18 protein-coding genes are annotated in these 18,941 nt (G+C 69.8%); 7 read left to right on the forward strand and 11 right to left on the reverse strand.

The genetic code is table 11. The features are described 5' to 3' along the window. Positions 1 to 29 precede the first annotated feature (29 nt). The 4 genes from ectB to RGD00_RS15525 all read left to right on the forward strand — a co-directional run bounded on the left by ectB (position 30) and on the right by RGD00_RS15525 (position 3,045). Positions 30 to 1,310: a diaminobutyrate--2-oxoglutarate transaminase gene (gene ectB, locus RGD00_RS15510; RefSeq protein WP_310458194.1), complete on the forward strand. Its 1,281-nt coding sequence runs from the start codon at positions 30 to 32 to the stop codon at positions 1,308 to 1,310. A 14-nt stretch (positions 1,311 to 1,324) separates the two neighbouring features. Beyond that, positions 1,325 to 1,726, forward strand: a complete 402-nt coding sequence (locus tag RGD00_RS15515) for an ectoine synthase (protein ID WP_310458195.1) — start codon at positions 1,325 to 1,327, stop codon at positions 1,724 to 1,726. Between the two features lie 11 nt (positions 1,727 to 1,737). Further along, complete coding sequence (gene thpD / locus RGD00_RS15520; RefSeq protein ID WP_310458196.1) at positions 1,738 to 2,664, forward strand: ectoine hydroxylase; 927 nt, start codon at positions 1,738 to 1,740, stop codon at positions 2,662 to 2,664. Between the two features lie 129 nt (positions 2,665 to 2,793). After that, entirely contained in the window at positions 2,794 to 3,045 is a 252-nt protein-coding gene (locus tag RGD00_RS15525) for a GlsB/YeaQ/YmgE family stress response membrane protein (RefSeq protein ID WP_310458197.1), read from the forward strand. A 30-nt stretch (positions 3,046 to 3,075) separates the two neighbouring features. On the opposite strand, the gene RGD00_RS15530 is transcribed toward RGD00_RS15525, so the two are convergent. The 5 genes from RGD00_RS15530 to RGD00_RS15550 form a co-directional block, all read right to left on the reverse strand. Then, on the reverse strand, positions 3,076 to 4,887 hold the full coding sequence (locus RGD00_RS15530) for an aminopeptidase P family protein (RefSeq protein WP_310458198.1): 1,812 nt from the start codon (positions 4,885 to 4,887) through the stop codon (positions 3,076 to 3,078). Positions 4,888 to 5,296: 409 nt separating this feature from the next. Further along, positions 5,297 to 7,183, reverse strand: coding sequence for a cobaltochelatase subunit CobT (gene cobT, locus RGD00_RS15535; RefSeq protein ID WP_310458199.1), 1,887 nt, complete (start codon positions 7,181 to 7,183; stop codon positions 5,297 to 5,299). Beyond that, positions 7,180 to 7,569, reverse strand: coding sequence for a hypothetical protein (locus RGD00_RS15540; RefSeq protein WP_310458200.1), 390 nt, complete (start codon positions 7,567 to 7,569; stop codon positions 7,180 to 7,182). The genes cobT and RGD00_RS15540 overlap by 4 nt, the downstream gene beginning before the upstream one ends. Then, positions 7,569 to 8,555: a cobaltochelatase subunit CobS gene (gene cobS, locus RGD00_RS15545; RefSeq protein WP_310458243.1), complete on the reverse strand. Its 987-nt coding sequence runs from the start codon at positions 8,553 to 8,555 to the stop codon at positions 7,569 to 7,571. The genes RGD00_RS15540 and cobS overlap by 1 nt, the downstream gene beginning before the upstream one ends. 113 nt (positions 8,556 to 8,668) lie before the next feature. Then, positions 8,669 to 9,295 carry a DnaJ domain-containing protein gene (locus RGD00_RS15550; protein WP_310458201.1) on the reverse strand — a complete coding sequence of 209 codons (627 nt, stop codon included), beginning with the start codon at positions 9,293 to 9,295 and terminating at the stop codon, positions 8,669 to 8,671. A 73-nt stretch (positions 9,296 to 9,368) separates the two neighbouring features. On the opposite strand from RGD00_RS15550, the gene RGD00_RS15555 reads away from it, so the two are divergent. After that, positions 9,369 to 9,626, forward strand: a complete 258-nt coding sequence (locus tag RGD00_RS15555) for a BolA family protein (RefSeq protein ID WP_310458202.1) — start codon at positions 9,369 to 9,371, stop codon at positions 9,624 to 9,626. A gap of 1 nt (position 9,627) precedes the next feature. Here RGD00_RS15555 and RGD00_RS15560 read toward each other — a convergent pair whose 3' ends face one another. From RGD00_RS15560 to gatB, 3 genes are all read right to left on the reverse strand, one after another. Next, the gene (locus tag RGD00_RS15560; RefSeq protein WP_310458203.1) at positions 9,628 to 10,104 is read right to left on the reverse strand and encodes a DUF4177 domain-containing protein; all 477 of its coding nucleotides are present in this window, start codon (positions 10,102 to 10,104) and stop codon (positions 9,628 to 9,630) included. 144 nt (positions 10,105 to 10,248) lie between these two features. Further along, a complete protein-coding gene (locus RGD00_RS15565; protein ID WP_310458204.1) occupies positions 10,249 to 10,563 on the reverse strand; it encodes a DMT family transporter in 315 nt (104 codons plus the stop codon). Positions 10,564 to 10,875: 312 nt separating this feature from the next. Beyond that, complete coding sequence (gatB, locus tag RGD00_RS15570) at positions 10,876 to 12,387, reverse strand: Asp-tRNA(Asn)/Glu-tRNA(Gln) amidotransferase subunit GatB (RefSeq protein ID WP_310458205.1); 1,512 nt, start codon at positions 12,385 to 12,387, stop codon at positions 10,876 to 10,878. Between the two features lie 208 nt (positions 12,388 to 12,595). Between gatB and RGD00_RS15575 the strand changes: the two genes are divergently transcribed. Beyond that, a complete protein-coding gene (locus RGD00_RS15575) occupies positions 12,596 to 13,153 on the forward strand; it encodes a transglycosylase SLT domain-containing protein (protein WP_310458244.1) in 558 nt (185 codons plus the stop codon). Positions 13,154 to 13,208: 55 nt separating this feature from the next. Here the strand turns inward: RGD00_RS15575 and pepN are convergent, their stop codons facing one another. Genes pepN through RGD00_RS15590 form a run of 3 tightly spaced genes read right to left on the reverse strand, consistent with a single transcriptional unit; the run spans position 13,209 to position 17,521 of the window. After that, positions 13,209 to 15,800 (reverse strand): aminopeptidase N, encoded by a 2,592-nt coding sequence (gene pepN / locus RGD00_RS15580; RefSeq protein WP_310458206.1) that lies wholly within the window; start codon positions 15,798 to 15,800, stop codon positions 13,209 to 13,211. Positions 15,801 to 15,857: 57 nt separating this feature from the next. Then, entirely contained in the window at positions 15,858 to 17,066 is a 1,209-nt protein-coding gene (locus RGD00_RS15585) for an NnrS family protein (RefSeq protein ID WP_310458207.1), read from the reverse strand. Next, on the reverse strand, positions 17,063 to 17,521 hold the full coding sequence (locus tag RGD00_RS15590; protein WP_310458208.1) for a group III truncated hemoglobin: 459 nt from the start codon (positions 17,519 to 17,521) through the stop codon (positions 17,063 to 17,065). The genes RGD00_RS15585 and RGD00_RS15590 overlap by 4 nt, the downstream gene beginning before the upstream one ends. A 132-nt stretch (positions 17,522 to 17,653) precedes the next feature. Between RGD00_RS15590 and RGD00_RS15595 the strand changes: the two genes are divergently transcribed. Further along, complete coding sequence (locus RGD00_RS15595) at positions 17,654 to 18,934, forward strand: FAD-binding domain-containing protein (protein WP_310458209.1); 1,281 nt, start codon at positions 17,654 to 17,656, stop codon at positions 18,932 to 18,934. Positions 18,935 to 18,941: the final 7 nt, after the last annotated feature.

The following is an 18,941-nucleotide window of genomic DNA, read 5'->3' on the forward strand; positions in this document are numbered from 1 at the left end:
GATCGCCGTACATCAAGGAGACGAGGCACATGACTGCCACCACCACGGTCTTCGACCGTATCGAAAGCCGGGTCCGGTCCTATTCCCGCAGCTTTCCCGCCCTTTTCGACAAGGCCCGGAACGCCACCCTCTATGGTGCCGACGGGCGGGAATACATCGACTTTCTCGCCGGCTGTTCGTCGCTGAACTATGGCCACAACGACCCCGACATGCAGGCCGCGCTGGTGGACTACATCCGCGCCGACGGCATCGCCCACGGGCTCGACATGTTCACGGGGGCCAAGCAGGATTTCCTGACCGCCTATGAACGGATCATCCTGAAACCCCGCGGCATGGACTACCGGCTGATGTTCACCGGCCCGACCGGCACCAACGCGGTCGAGGCGGCGCTGAAGCTGGCCCGCAAGGCCACCGGGCGCACGACCGTCATCGCCTTCACCAACGGCTTTCACGGCATGAGCCTCGGCGCGCTGGCCGCGACGGGGAACGCGGGCAAGCGCGAGGGCGCGGGCGTCGATCTGCCGGGTGTCCACCGCGCGCCCTTCGAGGGCTATTTCGGCCCCGGCGTCGATACCGCCGACATGCTGGAACAGATGCTCGACGATCCTTCGGGCGGGATCGGCGCGCCGGCCGCGATCCTGGTGGAGCCGGTGCAGGGCGAGGGGGGCCTTCACGCCGCCTCGGCCCCCTGGATGCAGAAGATCGAGCGTATCGCCCGCCGCCATGGCGCGCTGTTCATCGTCGACGACATCCAGGCCGGTTGCGGGCGGGTGGGGACGTTCTTTTCCTTCGAGGGCCTCGGGGTTTCGCCCGACATCGTGACGCAGGCGAAATCGCTGTCGGGAATGGGGCTGCCCTTCGCGCTGACGCTGTTCAAGCCGGAATACGACATCTGGAAACCGGGCGAACACAACGGCACCTTCCGGGGCAACAACCATGCCTTCGTCACCGCCCGCGTGGCGCTGGAAAAGTTCTGGCACGACGACAGTTTCGCGGCGTCGGTGCGCGCCAGGGGCGAAGGTCTGCGCACCCGCCTTGCCGCCATCGCCGACCGCCACGGCATGTCGCTGCGCGGCAGGGGCATGATGCAGGGCATCGACACCGGCGACGGCGCCACCGCCGCCCGCATCTGCGCGCTGTGTTTCGAGAACGGGCTGATCATCGAAACCTCGGGCGGGCATGACGAGGTGGTCAAGATCCTCTGCCCGCTGACCATCGAGGACAGGCTGCTGAACCGCGGCCTCGACATCCTCGACGCCGCCTTTGCCGAGGTGCTGGGCTCTGCCGCCGCGCGCACCGCCGCCGAATAACGAAAGGACAGGATATGATCGTTCGGGATCTGCATGAGGCCCGCAAGGGCGAACGTCTGGTCAAGGCCGATGGCTGGGATTCGACCCGCCTGCTGCTGGCGGGCGACGGGATGGGCTTTTCCTTCCACATCACCCGCATCCATGCGGGCACCAGCCATGTCTTTCACTACAAGCACCATTTCGAAAGCGTCTATTGCATGGCCGGCGAGGGCGAGATCGAGGATCTGGCCACCGGGCAGGTCCACCAGATCCGCCCCGGCGTGGTCTATGCGCTGAACGAAAACGACCGGCACCGCCTGACCGCGCGGTCGGAACTGGTCATGGCCTGCTGCTTCAACCCGCCGGTGACGGGGGCCGAGGTCCACCGCGAGGATGGATCCTACGCCCCCGCCGCCGAACTGGCCCCCGCCGACTGAAGGAGGTGACGATGACACGCGCTGCCGTTCATACCCGCGCCGACGACTACCCGACCCGCGCTGCCAGCGAAAGCTGGCTGGACCGCAGGGATCCCGTCTGCTGGGGCAAATGGACGCCCGAGGCGCCGCTGACCCGCGCGCAGGCCGACGAATTCGACCGCAAGGGCTTTCTGGTCCTGCACGACCTGTTTTCCGCCGCCGAGATCGCCCGGCTGCAAGAGGAATCGCGCCGCCTGCGGTCGGGCGAGGCCGATCTTCACGCCGACAACGTGGTGACGGAACCGGGGTCCGATGACGTGCGCACCGTCTTTCGGCTGGAGGAGGAAAGCGCCCTCTTCAACCGCCTTGCCTGTGATGCCCGCGTCGCGGGCAAGGTGCGCTTCCTGCTGGACGACGATCTTTACCTTCACCAGAGCCGCCTGAACTACAAGCCCGGCTTCACCGGCAAGGAATTCTACTGGCATTCGGATTTCGAGACATGGCACGCCGAGGACGGCATGCCCCGGATGCGCGCGATTTCCGCCTCGGTCCTGCTGACGGACAACGACGCGCTGAACGGGCCGCTGATGCTGATCCCCGGGTCGCAGAACCACTACATTTCCTGCGCGGGGGCGACGCCCGAGGACAACCACAAATCCTCGCTGAAAAAGCAGGAAATCGGGGTGCCCAGTCCCGATGCGCTGACCGGACTGGCGCGGAAGTTCGGCATCGAATATGCGGCGGGCAAGGCCGGGACGGTGATCCTGTTCGACTGCAACACCATGCATGGGTCGAACGGGAACATCACGCCGTTTTCGCGCTCGAACGCGTTCTTCGTCTATAACGCCTGGTCGAACCGCTGCGGCGCGCCTTTCGCGGCGGTAAAACCGCGCCCGGCCTTTCTTGCCGCGCGCGACCCGAAGGCGCCGATCGGGATCGTTTCGGGCCGCATCGCGTGATCCTGGCCCGGGCCGCCGGCGGGACGGATGTCCCGGTGCGGGTCGGGCTGCGGCCGTACAAATATGCTTGACAGGTCAATCTTTCGGGCGAAGCTCGATCCGGGGGAAGAACCCTGTCAGGAGGATTGCATGGAAGACACTCAGATCGGCTGGATCGCCGCCATCATCATTGGCGGCCTTGCAGGCTGGGCCGCGTCCAGTCTGATGAAAAGCGATACCGGAATCCTGCTCAACGTCATCCTCGGCATCGTCGGCGCGGCGGTGGCGAGCTTTCTGTTCGGCCTTCTGGGCGTCAGCTTCGGCGGCTGGGTCGGCTATCTCGTGGCGGGGATCGTCGGGGCCTGCATCCTGATCTGGGGCGCGCGCGCGATCCGCAGCTAGCGCGCGCGGCCGGCTCCGGGGGCCCGGCCGTCACAGCGGCCGGGTCGCCCTGTCCAGCCAGGCGCGCGCATGCGGCGACACCATCGGCCCGATCCGCGCCGCGACCTGCGCGTGATAGGCATCGAGCCATCCGCGCTCATCCGCCGACAGCCGTTCGGACAGGATCAGCCGCCGGTCGATGGGGGCGAAGGTCAGCGTCTCGAACGCCAGCATGGCGCGGGCATCGGCGCCGGGCAGGGCGGGAGCCTCCGTCACCACGATCAGGTTCTCGATGCGGATGCCGAAGGCGCCCTCGCGGTAATAGCCGGGCTCGTTCGACAGGATCATGCCGGGGTCCAGCGGCACCTCGGATATGCGCGACAGCCGCTGCGGCCCCTCGTGCACCGACAGGAAGGCCCCCACGCCATGGCCGGTGCCGTGGTCGTAATCCTGCCCCGCCAGCCACAGCGGATAGCGCGCCAGCGCATCCAGATCGCGCCCCGCCAGCCCCTTGGGCCAGCGCAGGCGGGATATGGCGATCATCCCCTGCAACACGCGGGTGAAGGCTTCGCATGCCTCTGCGGGCGGCTCGCCCACGGCGACGGTGCGGGTGATGTCGGTGGTGCCGTCGCGGTACTGGCCGCCGGAATCGACCAGCAGCAATTCGCCCGCCGCCAAGGGCCGGTTGGTGTCCTCGGTCACGCGGTAATGGACGATGGCGCCGTTCGGGCCCGCGCCGCAGATCGTCTCGAAGCTGAGGTCGTGCAGCTGGTTCGTGGCGCGGCGGAACCCTTCGAGCCCCCGCACCACGTCGATCTCCGTTACCTTCGCCCCGGCGCAGACCGCCTGCGCCTGGGTGTCGAGCCAGCAGAGGAATTCCACCACCGCCGCGCCGTCGCGCAGATGGGCGGTGCGGGTGGCGGCGATTTCGGCCGGGTTCTTGCGCGCCTTGGGCAGGCGGCAGGGATCGTCGCCCCAGACCCGCGCGACCTCTGCCGCGTCGAGTTCCTGCACCACGGCAAGCGGCGCGCTGGTCCGGTCCACCCGCACCGGGCCGGTCAGCGTGTGCAGCGCGGGCACGAAGGCCGCGGGCGGGCGCAGGGTGACGTGATCGCCCAGATGGGCGCGGGTTTCCGGGCCGAACTTGGCCGGTTCGGCAAAGACGCTGACGCGGGCGTCGTCGTGCAGGATGGCGAAGCCCTGCACCACCGGATTGCGCGGCACATCCGCGCCGCGGATGTTCAAAAGCCAGCAGAGCGAATCCGGCAGCGTGATCACCGCCGCGCGCTGGCCCGCGGCGCGCAGGGCCTCGGCCAGCCGGGCGCGCTTGGCGGCGGCGGATTCGCCCGCCAGATCCTCGGGGTGGGGGACGGCCGCGCCGCAGGGGGGCGGGGGCTGGTCGGGCCAGACCGCGTCGATGGGGTTGGCGACGGGGCGCAGGGTGACGGGATGGCCGGCCAGTTGCGCCTCGATCTTCTCGATTTCTTCCGCCGTGTGCAGCCAGGGGTCGAAGCCGACCACGCCGTCCGCCAGATGGTCGCGCAGCCAGTCGCCGGGGCGGGTTTCGGGCCAGTTGACGGGGGTGAAGCAATCGGCCACCTGCGCGCGCACCTGCAGCCGGTAGCGGCCGTCGATGAACACCCCGGCGGTATCCGGCAGCACGATGCAGAACCCCGCCGATCCGGTGAAGCCCGTCAGCCAGGCCAGCCGTTCATCCCGCGCCGCGACATATTCGCCCTGATGCGCATCGGCGCGGGGCACGATGAAGCCCGCCAGCCCCTGCACCGCAAGCGCCGCGCGCAGGGCGGCAAGGCGCGGGGGCCCCTGGTCGGGCGTGGTCGTGGCGGTGAAGGTCTGCAACATGGCGGGCCCCTGTCGGTATGGCAATCGGCGCAGGGTCGCATCGCCGTGCGCCGGGTGCAATGGGGACCCGGCCTTCCACGCCCCCGCTCTGGCTGGCGAAGGCGCGTGCCTTCGCCACGTCCTGCGGGTTGAGCTTGTCCCGGCCGGGGGCCCCAAGCCCCCGGCCAGCGCCCGCCCCGCCCATGGCGGGCGCTTCTCGCCCGCCGGGGCAGGCGCCGGCCTACCCTTTGTGCCTGTGATCTCCGTTTTCAGTGGAAAGGTCGCGCGACGGGCGGGGGAAACGCAGTGCGTTTCCTGTTCCCACCCGGCCCGACGTGATGCGGTTTCCGGTCCGTTTGGTCATGCCGAGGCAAGTCCCGGCCTGTGGACGCAGGGGCCCGGCCCGGGCGGCGTACGACCGCCTCCCGCCCTACCGCCGCCAGACGCCGCTTGCGACCTTGTTCATCCCCAGCACCCGGGCGCGCTTGCGCGGGTCGGTGTCGAAGAGCCCGGCCAGCTGTTCCGTCATCGCGCCGGCCAGCTGTTCCACATCGGTGATCGTCACCGCATGCTGGTAATAGCGCGTCACGTCATGGCCGATGCCGATGGCGATCAGTTCCACCGCCTTGCGCTTTTCCACCATGGCGATCACGTCGCGCAGGTGCTTTTCCAGATAGGTCGCGGCATTGACCGACAGCGTGCTGTCATCCACCGGCGCGCCGTCGGAAATCACCATCAGGATCTTGCGCGCCTCGCGCCGGGCCAGCATCCGGCGGTGCGCCCATTCCAGCGCCTCGCCGTCGATGTTTTCCTTCAGCAGCCCTTCCTTCATCATCAGGCCGAGGTTCTCGCGCGTGCGCCGCCACGGCGCATCCGCCCCCTTGTAGACGATGTGCCGCAGATCGTTGAGCCGCCCCGGCGCCTGCGGGCGGCCGGCGGCGAGCCATTTTTCCCGGCTCTGCCCGCCCTTCCAGGCGCGGGTGGTGAAACCCAGAATCTCCACCTTCACCTGGCAGCGTTCCAGTGTGCGCGCCAGCACATCGGCGCAGATCGCCGCGATGGAGATCGGCCGGCCCCGCATGGACCCCGAGTTGTCGAGCAGAAGCGTGACCACCGTGTCGCGGAACTCGGTGTCCTTTTCGACCTTGAAGGACAAGGGCGTCGTCGGGTTCGCCACCACGCGGGCAAGGCGGGCGACGTCGAGGATGCCTTCCTCGCGGTCGAATTCCCAGCTTCGGTTCTGCTGCGCCTGCAACCGGCGTTGCAGCTTGTTCGCCAGCCGCCCCACCGCACCCTTCAGCGGTTCCAGCTGCTGGTCGAGATAGGCGCGCAGGCGTTCGAGTTCCGCCGGTTCCGCCAGATCCTCGGCGTGGATTTCCTCGTCGTGGTCGGTGGTGAAGGCGCGATAGTTGGGGTCGGCGTCGGAATGCGGCGGCGGGGCGGGCGGTTCCGGGGGCTCGTCGCCCTCGGGCATCTCGACTTCTTCCATCGCCTCCATGTCGGCGGTGTCTTCCATCGAGACCTGGGCCTGCGTCTGGTCCTGCTGCTGGTCCTGGCTCTGTTCGGGGGCGGCCTCGGTGTCGTCGGGCTCGTCCTCGCCGGTGCTGTCGGGGGCGTCCTCGTCCTCGGAGGCGTCTTCGGACGAATCGTCCTCGGGGTCGGGCTGGTCGGGGTCGTCGCCCAACTGGTCGGCATAGCCCAGATCGGCGATGACCTTGCGGGCCAGCCGCGCGAAGGCGGCCTGATCGGCCAGCACATGGTCTAGGTTTTCCAGCGTGCCGCCAGCCTGCGATTCGATGAACCCGCGCCACAGATCCATCACATTCGCCGCGCCCTCGGGCAGCGCGCGGCCCGTGGCCAGATGGCGCACCAGATAGCCCGCGGCGGCGGGCAGGGGGGCATCCTCGGCGCGGGTGATCTGGGCATAGCCGCGCCGGTCGGCCTCGTGCGCGATGCGCGCGTCGATATTGCCCGCGGTGCCGGGCATCGCGCGCGCGCCCACGGCCTCGCACCGGGCGGTTTCCATCGCCTCGTAGATCTCGCGCGCCAGCGGGCCGGAGGGGGCGTAGCGGCTGTGGGTCGCGTCGTCGTGGTGGCGGCGGCGCAGCGCGAAGGCATCGGCGGTGCCGCGGGCCAGCAGCACCTCGTCCCGCGTCAGGCGGCGGCTGACCTGCGGCAGGCGCATCGTCTCGCCCGTCATGCCCGGCGCATCGACCGAATAGTTCACCGTCAGGTCCGGCGCGTCGGCCAGCGTCTTGGTCGCCTCTGCCAGCGCCTTCTTGAACGGATCAGCGGGGTTGTCGGTGGGCTTGGTCACGGCAGGTCTCGGGTCTCGGGCTGGGTCGCGGCGAAATCCTCGCACCGTTTCAGCAGCCGGTCATGGATGTCGCGGCTGGCGGCATCGCCGCCGAGGACATGGGCCCGCACGGTCAGCGCCATGCGGGGCCGTTCCTCGGCGATGAAGGCGTCGATCTTGCCCGCATCGCCCCCGCCGAGCCGCACCGCCGCATCGCGGAAGGCGCGCGCGCGGTCGCGGTCGGACGGATGGGCATCCAGATGCCGCGATCCCGCCGCCACATCCGACCGCCCCATCCAGAAGGCCGCGCACTGGGCCGCGGGAAAGAACGCCCGCGCCTCTTGCGCCGCGGCCGCCCCGGCCGAAAGCGCCAGCATCGCCGTCGCTTGCGCCCAGCCCCGGACCATCACCGCATCGCCTGGCTCGCCGCGCTTTCCGGCAGTTCCTCGTTGAAGCAACGCTGGTAGAATTCCGCCACCGTCTGGCGTTCCAGTTCATCGCATTTGTTGAGGAAGGAAAGGCGGAAGGCATAGCCCACGTTGCGGAAGATCTGCGCGTTCTGCGCCCAGTTGATGACCGTCCGCGGGCTCATCACCGTCGACAGATCGCCGTTCATGAAGGCGGTGCGCGTCAGATCGGCGACCGTCACCATCTGCGCGATGGTCTTGCGCCCGGCGGCGGTGTTGTAATGCGGGTTCTTCGCCAGCACGATCGCGGTTTCCGCATCGTGGCTGAGGTAGTTCAGCGTCGCCACCAGCGACCAGCGGTCCATCTGCGCCTGGTTGATCTGCTGCACGCCGTGGTAAAGCCCGGTCGTGTCGCCCAGACCCACGGTGTTCGCGGTGGCGAACAGGCGGAAGCAGGGATTGGGGGTGATGATCTCGTTCTGGTCCAGGAGCGTCAGCTTGCCGTCATGTTCCAGCACGCGCTGGATGACGAACATCACGTCCGGCCGGCCGGCGTCGTATTCGTCGAACACGATGGCGACGGGGTTGCGCAGCGCCCAGGGCAGGATGCCTTCGTGGAATTCCGTCACCTGCTTGCCGTCGCGCAGCTTGATCGCATCCTTGCCGATCAGGTCGATCCGGCTGATGTGGCTGTCGAGGTTGACCCGCACGCAGGGCCAGTTCAGCCGCGCCGCCACCTGCTCGATATGGGTGGATTTGCCGGTGCCGTGATAGCCCTGGATCATCACCCGGCGGTTGTAGGCAAAGCCCGCAAGGATGGCGAGCGTCGTGTCGGGGTCGAATTTGTAGGTCGGGTCGATTTCGGGCACACGGTCGGTGCGGTCGGCAAAGCCCCTCACCTTCATGTCGGTGTCGATGCCGAAGATGTCGCGCACGGCGATGTCCTCGGTGGGTTTCGCGTTCATGTCCGTCATGCCTGCCGCCATCGTCTGGAACCACACCGGCCCCGCGGGGCCATCCGGCGAGTTGTGGTACATATCGCCCGCCCCTGCAAGGGCAAGGCGGCATCGCGCCGCGCGGGACGGGCGCCCCCGGCGCCTCAGTCGCGGAAGTGGCGGCTGTCCTTGATCTGGTCCCAGGCCCAGACCACCTCTTGCAGCCGTTCCTCGTCGGCGCGGTTGCCGCCGTTGAGGTCGGGGTGCAGGTCCTTGACCAGGCTCTTGTATTGCTTGCGGATTTCCGCCCGCGTCCAGCTGTCGCGCGCATCGAGGATGTCGAGCGCGCGGCGTTCCGTCGGCGGCAGCTTGCGCGTCGGGCCCGGCGTCGGGTTGCGTGTGGCCTTTTCGCCCAGAATCTCCATCGGGTCCTCGACGCCGAGCCGCGCCCAGGCCCGGCCCTCGTCGGGGCGGTTGCCGAAGGGCTTGGTCTCGCGCCCCCAGAGCCGGTCCTTGTCGAGGAATTTCTGGAATTCCTCCTCGGTATGGCCCTGGAAGAAGTTCCATTTGAGGTTGTATTCGCGCACATGGTCGCGGCAGAACCACAGGTATTCGTCCAGCGAATCCGGGGATTTGGGCGCGCGGTACTGGCCCGGCGCGGTGCAGCCGGGATAGTCGCAGGGCCGGTCCACACCCTCGAAGGCGCCGGACATGCCGCGCCGGCCGCGGGTGCGGCGCTTCTTGTCCGCCGAAACGCGGATGTCGAATTCGAAGGGCGAACCTTTGGTCATCTGCTTGCCTTTCCGACTCGGAGGCGAGAGTTTAGAGTTTTCCACGGCGGCTTGAAGGGGTTGACACAGCGAAATGCGGATCGAGAATCAAATTCGCGCGCGCCTGACCGGGGCTTTCGCGCCCGAACGGCTGGAAGTGGTGAACGAAAGCCACCGGCACAAGGGGCATGCGGGCGATGACGGGTCGGGCGAAAGCCATTTCCGCGTGGTCATCGCCGCCCCCGCCTTTGCGGGGATGAGCCGGATCGAACGCCACCGCGCGGTGCATGCGGCGCTCGGCCCCGCGGTGGTGGGGCGCATCCACGCGCTGGCGCTGGACATTTCCGGCTAGGCTATTCCGCCGCCTGATCGGGCCGGGGCGTGGCCGGGCCCGCGGGCGTGGCGGGGCCGACGGGCGGGGCCTGCCCGGGCGCGGCCGGTGCGGCGCGGGTGACGGCGGCGAACAGCGACCGCCCGGCGGCGATGGGGCCCGCGATGGGCGAGGGCGCGGGGGCCGCCACCTCGGGCGCGGCGGTCAGCGCCCGGCGCGCGGCCTCTGCCGGGTCGGGGGCGGCGGCCGGCGCCGCGGCGGCGGGGGCAAGGCTGCGGCGGAACACCAGCATGTTCTGGAAAGAGGTGGTCTTGCTGGTCAGGCCGCTGCGTTCTTCGCAGGGCAGGGTGTCGGCGCGCAGGTATTCCCAGCCCTCGCGGCCCAGGTCGTTCATCATCTGCGTCAGCGCAAGGGCAAAGCGGTCCGCCGTGGTCCGCGCGCCCCTGGCCTTTTCGCCGCGGCGCGGGGCCGGGATGACCTTGTATTCGTAGTGCTGCATTCTCTGCCCCTCGGGTTGTGCCGGCATTCTATGGGATTCGCGCCGCAAGGCCAAATGCCCAAAGGCTTTTTCGGCACAAAACCGCGGGAGCGCGATGTTGTGGGGGCATGGACCGCAGACGCTATTGGTGGTGGCGGGCCGGGATCAGGATGCGATCTTCATCAGCACCAGCCCCGCCACGATCAGCACCGCCGCCACCAGCCGCATCGGCGTGACCGCCTCGCCCAGCACCGCCCAGCCGACCACGAAGGCCCCCACGGCGCCGATTCCCGTCCAGACCATATAGGCGGTGCCGAGCGGCAGCACCTTCATCGACAGCGACAAAAGCGCGAAGCTGCCCACCATGCCCACCACCATCACGCCGGTATAGACCGGCTGGGTGAACCCGTTCGACAGTTTCATCGCCCACGCCCAGAGGATTTCCAGCAGCCCCGCCAGAAACAGCATGATCCAAGCCATCGCGGCTCTCCATATCCAAGAGCCGGGCCGTCCCGGACAATGCGCCAAGGCCGGGGTCGTCCCCGGCGGGGAAAGGGTAGCACGCATGGCCGCCGGGACAAGCCCCCGGCCTGCGGATCCTGCGCCCTTCGCCCGGCGGCGGTGCGGGGGGAAAGGGCGGTGGCCTCCGGCGGGGATATTCAAGTCCAGCCTGAAGGTGGGGGGGCGCCCTAGCGCGGAAGGCGGCGCGGCTTCATCTTGCCGAAAATACTCCCGCGCGGAGCGCCCCCGGCAGAAGCCGCCGGGCGCCCGCGCCGGGGGTGGGCGCCGGGGTCAGAGCCCCAGTTTCTGCGCCACCATCCGGTTCACCACCGCCGGGTCGGCCTTGCCGCCTGTGGCCTTCAGCACCTGCCCGGTGAACCAGCCGGCGAGTTTCGCGTTGACGCGCGCCTTTTCCACCTGCGCGGGGTTGGCGGCGATCAGCCCGTCCAGCGCCTTTTCGATCTCGGCGGTGTCGGTCACGGCCTTCATCCCGCGCGCGGCCGCGACCTCGGCGGGGTCGCCGCCTTCGGTCCACAGGATCTCGAACAGCTCTTTCGCCATCTTCGACGTGATCTCGCCCCCGGCCAGCAGGTCGAGCATCCCGCCAAGCTGCGCCGCCGACACCGGCGTTTCCGCGATGGTCAGCCCTTCCTTGTTCAGGCGGCCGAAAAGTTCGTTGATGACCCAGTTCGCCGCCTGCTTGCCGTCGCGCCCCGCGGCCACCGATTCGAAGAAGGCGGCGGCGTCCAGTTCGGTGGTCAGCACGTTGGCGTCATAGTCGGTCAGGCCGAAATCCGCCATGAAGCGGGCCTTCTTGGCATCCGGCAGTTCCGGCATCGACGCGGCGATGTCATCGACCCAGCCCTGTTCGATTTCCAGCGGCAGCAGGTCGGGGCAGGGGAAATAGCGGTAGTCGTGCGCCTCCTCCTTGCTGCGCATCGACCGCGTTTCGCCCTTGTCGGGATCGTAGAGGCGGGTTTCCTGATCCACCTTGCCGCCGTCTTCCAGAATGGCGATCTGGCGCCGGGCCTCGTATTCGATGGCCTGTTGGATGAAGCGCATGGAGTTCATGTTCTTGATCTCGCACCGCGTGCCGAGATGGCCGAAATCCTGCGTTTCCTGATAGCGTTCATAAGCGCCGGGCGGGCAGACAGAGACGTTGACGTCGGCGCGCAGGTTGCCGTTCTGCATGTTGCCGTCGCAGGTGCCTAAGTAACGCAGGATCTGGCGCAGCTTGGCGACATAGGCCGCAGCTTCCTCCGGCCCGCGCAGGTCGGGGCGGCTGACGATTTCCATCAGCGCCACGCCGGTGCGGTTGAAATCCACGAAGGACATCGCCGGGTCCATGTCGTGGATCGACTTGCCGGCGTCCTGTTCCAGGTGGATGCGCTCGATCCGCACGCGGCGCGCCACGCCGGGGGCCATTTCCACGATCACCTCGCCCTCGCCCACGATGGGGTGGTAAAGCTGGCTGATCTGATAGCCCTGCGGCAGGTCGGGGTAGAAATAGTTCTTGCGGTCGAAGGCGGACATCAGGTTGATCCGTGCCTTGAGGCCGAGGCCCGTGCGCACCGCCTGTTCCACGCAGAATTCGTTGATCACCGGCAGCATGCCGGGCATCGCGGCATCCACGAAGGACACGTTGGCATTGGGTTCGGCGCCGAAGGCGGTCGAGGCGCCCGAGAACAGTTTCGCGTTCGAGGCGACCTGGGCGTGGATTTCCATCCCGATCACCAGTTCCCAGTCGGCCTTGGCCCCGGCGATGACCCTGGGCTTGGGGGCGGTATAGGTCAGATCGAGCATCGGACACCTCGCTTGGATCGCGTTCGCGGATATGCCAGCCCCGCGGGCGCAGCGCAAGGCCGCCCGCCCCCGCGCGGGATTCCGCCGAAGGATTCACGCGATTGTTGCAGCATGTTGCCGCTATGGGCAAGTTGCGCGCGCCGGCCAGCGGGGCCGGTGCAGCGGAGACGGTCGGATGGCAACCTGGATGCGGCGCCTTGCACTCGCGATGGTCACGGTCTTGCCGATGGCCTGTACGATGGCCCCGGGGGCGACGCGCGACCAGGTTCCGGTGATGCGGTGGGACCACCGGCCGGAGGCAGAGATCTGGACCACCCGGGCGCTCGCGTCGGTCGAACGCCATGACGACGACCTGACCGAACTGGTGCCCGCCGACATCGCCGCATGGTGCCCGGGCTATGTGAAGGCGGACGAAACCGACCGGCGGGCGTTCTGGGTCGGCATCCTGTCGGCGCTGGCCAAGCATGAAAGCACGTGGAACCCGGCGGCCTCTGGCGGTGGCGGGCGCTGGATCGGGCTGACGCAGATCGCGCCGGGGACGGCGCGGGCCTTCGGCTGCGAGGCGACCTCGGCGGGGGCGCTGAAGGATGGCGGGGCGAACCTGTCCTGCGCGGTGCGGATCGCGGCGGTGCAGGTGGGGCGCGACGGGCTGGTGGCCGGGAACGGCAGGCAGGGCCTGGGCCGCGACTGGGCGCCCTTCCGCAGCGCCGACAAGCGCGCCGAGATGGCGGCCTGGACCCGGGGGCAAAGCTACTGTCAGGGCTGAGGCAGGGCGGGCAGACCCCCGCCCTGTGGGGCCGCGCCGTTGTGCAGGGCGGGATTTATCCCGCGGCGCCGGCGGCCGCGTCGATCCCCGCCAGCATCCGCCCCGCCATTTCCGTCATGTCGCGCGACAGGCCCGGCACCGCGAGGATCCGCGCCAGTTCCGCCCCGATCAGGCCGCGCCGGTCGGCGTCATAGCGGGTGGCGGTGTCGAAGGCGGTGGACATCCGCGCCGCCGTCTGCGGGTTCAGCGGGTCGAGCCGGATCAGCCAGTCCGCCACCAGCCGGTAGCCCGCGCCATCGGCACGGTGGAACCCGGCATGGTTGCCCGAAAACGCCCCGATCACCGCGCGGAAGCGGTTGGGGTTCTTCCAGTCGAAGGCCGGATGCGCGGTCAGGCCCGCCACCAGTTCCGCCGCCCCCGCGGGTGCCGCCAGCGCGGACTGGAGCGAGAACCACTTGTCCATCACCAGCCGGTCATGGCCCCACTGGCGGGCGAAGGCGGCCAGTTCCGCGTCCGCGCGCCCGGCCTCGATCAGGCAGGCGAGTGCGCCGGTCTGGTCGGTCATGTTGTCGGCGGCGGCATAGGCGCGGGCGGCGCGGGTGCCCCCGTCGATCCGCGTCATCAGCGCCAGCACCGCCAGCCGCAGCGCCCGTGCGCCCGCCGCCCGCGCATCGGGCGTATAGGGGCCGGGCAGGGCCAGCGCCTCGTAAAGCCCCGGCAGATGCGGCGCCAGATGCTGGGCCAGCCGGTCGCCCAACCGCTTGCGCGCGGCATGGATGCGGTCGGGGTCCGGCGTCAGCCCCGCGGTGTGGAGCGTCTGCGCCATGTCGTCCTCGCCCGGCAGCCGCAGGCAGAGCGCGCGGAAGGCGGGGTCGAGCGTTTCGTCCAGCAGCACCCGTTCCACCGCCGCCAGCCAGTCGGGGCCCGGCGCGGCATTGTCCGTCACCATCCGCGCCAGCACCTGTTTCGCCAGCGCCCGCCCGGCTTCCCACCGGTTGAAGGTGTCGGTGTCATGCGCCAGCAGGAAGGCGCGTTCGGCATCCGTCCGGTCGTGGTCGAGGATCACGGGGGCGGAAAAACCCCGCAGGATCGACGGCACGGGCCGCGCCGCCAGCCCCTCGAACCGGAAGCTCTGCCGCGCCCCGGTCAGTTCCAGCACGGTGGTCGGCACCACCTCGTCCCCGTTGGGGTTCAGCAGGCCCACCGCCACCGGGATCGGCACCGGATGCTTCACCGGCTGGCCGGGGGTGGGGGGCGTCGCCTGTTCCAGCGTCAGGGTATAGGTGCCGCCATCCCAGTCCTCTGCCACCGTCACGCGCGGGGTGCCCGCCTGCGTGTACCAGCGGTGGAACTGCGACAGGTCGCGGCCCGTCGCATCCTCGAACACCTTCAGCCAGTCCTCGATCGTCGCCGCCTGTCCGTCATGGCGTGCGAAATAGAGGTCGAGCGCGTTTGCATAGCCCTCGGCCCCCACCAGACGGCGCAGCATGCCGATCAGTTCCGCGCCCTTTTCATAGACGGTGGCGGTGTAGAAATTGTTGATCTCGACATAGCTGCCGGGCCGCACCGGATGGGCGAGCGGCCCCGCATCCTCGCGGAACTGGCGCGCGCGCAGCAACAGCACGTCCTCGATCCGCTTCACCGCATGGGACCGCATGTCGCCGGTGAACTGCTGGTCGCGGAACACCGTCAGCCCCTCTTTCAGGCACAGCTGGAACCAGTCGCGGCAGGTGATGCGGTTGCCGGTCCAGTTGTGGAAATATTCATGCGCGATGATCGCCTCGATCCGGGCGAAGTCGTCGTCGGTCGCGGTCTCTGGGCTGGCGAGGACGTAGCGGGAGTTGAAAATGTTCAATCCCTTGTTCTCCATCGCGCCCATGTTGAAGTCGTCGACGGCCACGATGTTGAAAATGTCCAGGTCGTATTCGCGCCCGTACACCTCTTCGTCCCACCGCATGGACCGGATCAGCGATTCCATCGCCCAGTCGCACCGCCCTTCGTCGCCCGGGCGGACCCAGACGGCCAGCGCCACCTTGCGCCCCGACCGGGTGGTGAACTGCCCGCGATGCGCGCGCAGGTCGCCCGCCACCAGCGCGAACAGATAGGCGGGCTTGGGCCAGGGGTCGTCCCATTCGGCCCAACCCGGGCCTTGCGCCACAAGATTGCCGTTCGACAGCAGCACCGGCAGGCCGGATTCGACGCGCACCCGGAAGGGGGCCATGACATCGGGCCGGTCGGGGTAGAAGGTGATCTTGCGGAAGCCCTCGGCCTCGCATTGCGTGCAATACATGCCGTTCGACATGTAGAGCCCTTCCAGCGCGGTGTTGCCTTCGGGGGCGATCTCCACCTCCGTTTCCAGGGTGAAGGGGCCTTGGGGCAGGGCCGCGGCGGGGATGGTCAGGCCGGTGGCATCGGGGGTGACATCCAGCGCCACGCCCCCGATGGCGGCGCGGATCAGGCGCAGCCCCTCGCCATCCAGCCGCAGGTCGTGCCGCCCGGGGCGCGCCGGGTTGGGGGCCAGGTCCAGCCGCGCCGCGACGCGGGTCGCCCGCGGGGCCAGCCGGAAGGTCAGCGCGACGGCGCGGACAAGCCACGGCCAGGGCTGATAATCGGACAGGTACTGGACCTGCGGCGCTGCATCCTGCATCGGAACCTCCTTGCCTGGCCCCGACCATCGCGCCGGGCGCGGGCGGCTGCAAGGGGGTCAGGCGCGGCGCATGGCCTGTTTGCGCGCCGCGCGGGGCAGCAGGAGGATCGGCGCATAGATCACCGCGAAGCCGCCGAAGGCCAGCAGCCAGAATCCCGCCGACAGGTGCAAAAGCCAGACCTCTGCCGGCATCAGGCCGGAGGCGAAGCGCGTCACCACCGCCAGCGCCAGCGCCACATAGCAGGCCGCGACCCAGGGCCCGGCGTGCAGCGGCCGCCCGGCGTGGCCGAGGCTCGCCCGCGTCATCACCGCCAGCGTCATCAGCCCGATGGCGCCCGCCAGCCACACATGCCGCGCGCCCGCCTGCGGCAGCCAGTCCACCGCCGCCGCCGCGACCGAAAGAAAGCCGAGCGCGTAGAAGGCATAGGCGAGATGCAGCACCCAGAGCAGCGGCTCCGCCCCCGTCTGGCCGCCCTGCCAGCGCGACAGCCGCCACAGTTGCGCCAGCCCCGCCAGCCCGCACAGCGCCGCCGTCAGCGGATGAAGGGGCAGCGCGACAAACCCCGCCAGCGCCAGCCCCGTCAGCGCCATCACCGCCCCGTCCGCCCGCCCGAAGGGCACCGGCAGCCGCGTGGCGCGCCGCTGCGCCAGCCAGTTGCGGGTGAAGCTGGGGATGATCCGCCCGCCGATGAGCCCGATCAGCATCAGCACCGCCGCCAGCCCGAACCGCAGGCCGAAACCGTCCGAGGCCACATCGCCCCGCCAAGACTCGGCATGGAACACTGCGTTCGCCAGCAGGAACAGCAGCAAAAGCCCCAGCACCGGCAGGTTGCGCCAGTTCTTTCCGGCCACGATTTCCCGCCCCAGAAACAGCGCCAGCGCCACCATCATCGCCAGATCCGCCACCAGCACCAGCCAAGAGGGCAGCAACGCGCCGAAGGCCACCGCCAGCCTTCCTGCCAGCCACAGCGCCGCCAGCCCGCCGAGCCGCCAACCCACCACCGGCAGCCGCCCGGTCCAGTTCGGCACCGCCGTCAGCAGGAACCCGGCGATCACCGCGCTGGTGTATCCAAAGACGAATTCATGCGCGTGCCAGGCGACCGGATCGAACCCGGTGGGCAGCGCCAGATGCCCGGTCAGCATCGGCAGCCACAGCAGCATCGCCACCACGGCCCAGGCCCCGGCCATGAAAAAGAAGGGCCGGAAGCCGAAGCTCAGCACCGCCGGGCCGGTCCAGCCGCGGATCAGTTCTGCCGACGTGCTCATGCCCCCGCCCCCCGGCGATAGAGCGCGGGCATGCCGCCCGCCGCATCCTTGATCGCCATGTCGAGCGACCGCGCGATGCGTTCGGCCCGCACGATCAGGTAGTCCGCGCCCTCGGGCGTGCAGGTTTCGTGCGCGGTTTCGCGGAACAGCGCCAGCCAGCGTTCGAAATGCGCCCAGTCCACCGGCAGCCCCATATGCGCCGGCACCGGCGCGCCGTGATAGCGCCCCGTCATCAGCGCGACCGAGGACCAGAAATCCACCATCCGGTCCAGATGGGGGCCCCAGTCGTGGATGCGTTCGGCGAAGATCGGGCCCAGAACGGCATCCGCGCGGATCCTGGCGTAGAAATTATGGACCAGCGCGGCGATGAGCGCCTCGTCCAGCCCGGTTTCGGCCATCAGCGCGGCGGTCTGCCGGGGGCGGGCGGAACGGATCGGGGGCAGGGGTTCGGACATGGAGGAACCGGGATCAATTGGTATCTGTAATGCACATTAGCACCCCGCAACGCCCGCCGCATCCCCCGCCGGGGTGCCGGATGGTCGCAGGGGGGCTTGCCTGCGGCGCGGCCGGCGCTACAAGTTTGTTCCATGAATGTTCTTGTCTGGTTCAGGCGCGACCTGCGGGTGGCGGACCACCCGGCGCTGGCCCTTGCGGCCGGCCTCGGGGCGGTGTTGCCGCTTTATATCGTGGACCCTGCCGACTGGGCGGCGGCAGAGGCTTCGGCCCGGCAATGGGCCTTCGTGGCCGAATCGCTGGCGGATCTGCAGGGGGCGCTGGCGGGGCTCGGGGCGCCGCTGGTGGTGCGCGTGGGTCCGCCGGCAGAGGTGCTGGCCCGGCTTTGCCGCGCGCACCGGATCACGCGGATCGTCTGCCATGCGGGCCCGGGGGATGCGGGGCTGGCGGCCTGGGCGCGGGCGCAGGGGATCGGGTGGGAGGCGCTGCCCCCGCCCGCCCCCGGCGCCGCGCCGCTGCTCCCGCCCGGCGCGCTGACCCCCGTGACGGGCGTCGCGCCGGGGCTGATCCCGGTGGCGCGGGCGCTGCGGCTGGCCGACGACCGCTGCGCCCACCGGCAGGCCGGGGGGCGGGCGCAGGGGCTGGCGCTGCTGGACAGTTTCCTTGCCGCCCGGGGCGAGGGCTATGGCCTGCCCGCCGCGCCGATGGTGGCGGAACGCGCGTCCTCGCGCCTGTCGCCGCATCTGACCCATGGCACGCTGTCGCCGGCAGAGGTCGCGGCGGCGGTGGCGGTGCGGGTGGCCGAACGCCCCGGCGGGCGCTGGCCGGTGGCGCTGCGCGCCTTTCGCGCGCGGCTGGACCAGCGGACCCAAGCCCCGGCCATGATGCCCGAAGGCCCCGCCACCCCCCATCTGGCGGCTTTTGCGGCGGGCGAAACCGGGTTGCCCTTCGTGGATGCCTGCCTGCGCTATCTGCGCGCCACCGGCTGGCTGGACGACCGGCTGCGGGCGATGCTGGCGGGGGTCGCCTGCCGGCATCTGGGGATCGGCGCGGGGCCTGCGGGGACGGTGCTGGCCCGCGCCTTCACCGATTACGACCCCGCCATCCACTGGCCGCAGATGCAGCGTATCGCCGCCGGGCAGGGCGCGCGGGCGGGTCATCCGGTGCGGCTGGGCCAGACCTGCGACCCCGAGGGCGCCTTCCTGCGCCGCTGGCTGCCGGAACTTGACGCGGTGCCCGATGCCTTCCTGCACACCCCCTGGCGCTGGCGCGGTGCGCCCGGGGTGCTGGGCCGCCGCTACCCCGAACCGCTGGTGGACCCGGCCGTCCCCCTGCCACGCCCGCCCGCCGCCGCCCCCCGCCGCGCCCCAAGGCCGCGCCCCGTGCCTGCGGGGCAACTCTGCCTCGACCTCTGAGGTTGCC

Origin of the sequence: Ruixingdingia sedimenti (assembly GCF_031432425.1) — a bacterium.
Lineage (GTDB): Bacteria > Pseudomonadota > Alphaproteobacteria > Rhodobacterales > Rhodobacteraceae > Ruixingdingia > Ruixingdingia sedimenti.

Coding starts and splice junctions, on each gene's coding strand:
- RGD00_RS15590 (WP_310458208.1), bottom strand. CDS start 17,521: ATGTCCGAACCCCTGCCCCCGATCCGTTCCGCCCGCCCCCGGCAGACC.
- gatB (WP_310458205.1), bottom strand. CDS start 12,387: ATGCTCGATCTGACCTATACCGCCCCCAAGCCCAGGGTCATCGCCGGG.
- RGD00_RS15595 (WP_310458209.1), top strand. CDS start 17,654: ATGAATGTTCTTGTCTGGTTCAGGCGCGACCTGCGGGTGGCGGACCAC.
- RGD00_RS15565 (WP_310458204.1), bottom strand. CDS start 10,563: ATGGCTTGGATCATGCTGTTTCTGGCGGGGCTGCTGGAAATCCTCTGG.
- RGD00_RS15585 (WP_310458207.1), bottom strand. CDS start 17,066: ATGAGCACGTCGGCAGAACTGATCCGCGGCTGGACCGGCCCGGCGGTG.
- RGD00_RS15525 (WP_310458197.1), top strand. CDS start 2,794: ATGGAAGACACTCAGATCGGCTGGATCGCCGCCATCATCATTGGCGGC.
- RGD00_RS15575 (WP_310458244.1), top strand. CDS start 12,596: ATGGTCACGGTCTTGCCGATGGCCTGTACGATGGCCCCGGGGGCGACG.
- RGD00_RS15540 (WP_310458200.1), bottom strand. CDS start 7,569: ATGGTCCGGGGCTGGGCGCAAGCGACGGCGATGCTGGCGCTTTCGGCC.
- ectB (WP_310458194.1), top strand. CDS start 30: ATGACTGCCACCACCACGGTCTTCGACCGTATCGAAAGCCGGGTCCGG.
- cobS (WP_310458243.1), bottom strand. CDS start 8,555: ATGGCGGCAGGCATGACGGACATGAACGCGAAACCCACCGAGGACATC.
- RGD00_RS15530 (WP_310458198.1), bottom strand. CDS start 4,887: ATGTTGCAGACCTTCACCGCCACGACCACGCCCGACCAGGGGCCCCCG.
- thpD (WP_310458196.1), top strand. CDS start 1,738: ATGACACGCGCTGCCGTTCATACCCGCGCCGACGACTACCCGACCCGC.
- RGD00_RS15515 (WP_310458195.1), top strand. CDS start 1,325: ATGATCGTTCGGGATCTGCATGAGGCCCGCAAGGGCGAACGTCTGGTC.
- RGD00_RS15560 (WP_310458203.1), bottom strand. CDS start 10,104: ATGCAGCACTACGAATACAAGGTCATCCCGGCCCCGCGCCGCGGCGAA.
- RGD00_RS15555 (WP_310458202.1), top strand. CDS start 9,369: ATGCGGATCGAGAATCAAATTCGCGCGCGCCTGACCGGGGCTTTCGCG.
- pepN (WP_310458206.1), bottom strand. CDS start 15,800: ATGCAGGATGCAGCGCCGCAGGTCCAGTACCTGTCCGATTATCAGCCC.
- RGD00_RS15550 (WP_310458201.1), bottom strand. CDS start 9,295: ATGACCAAAGGTTCGCCCTTCGAATTCGACATCCGCGTTTCGGCGGAC.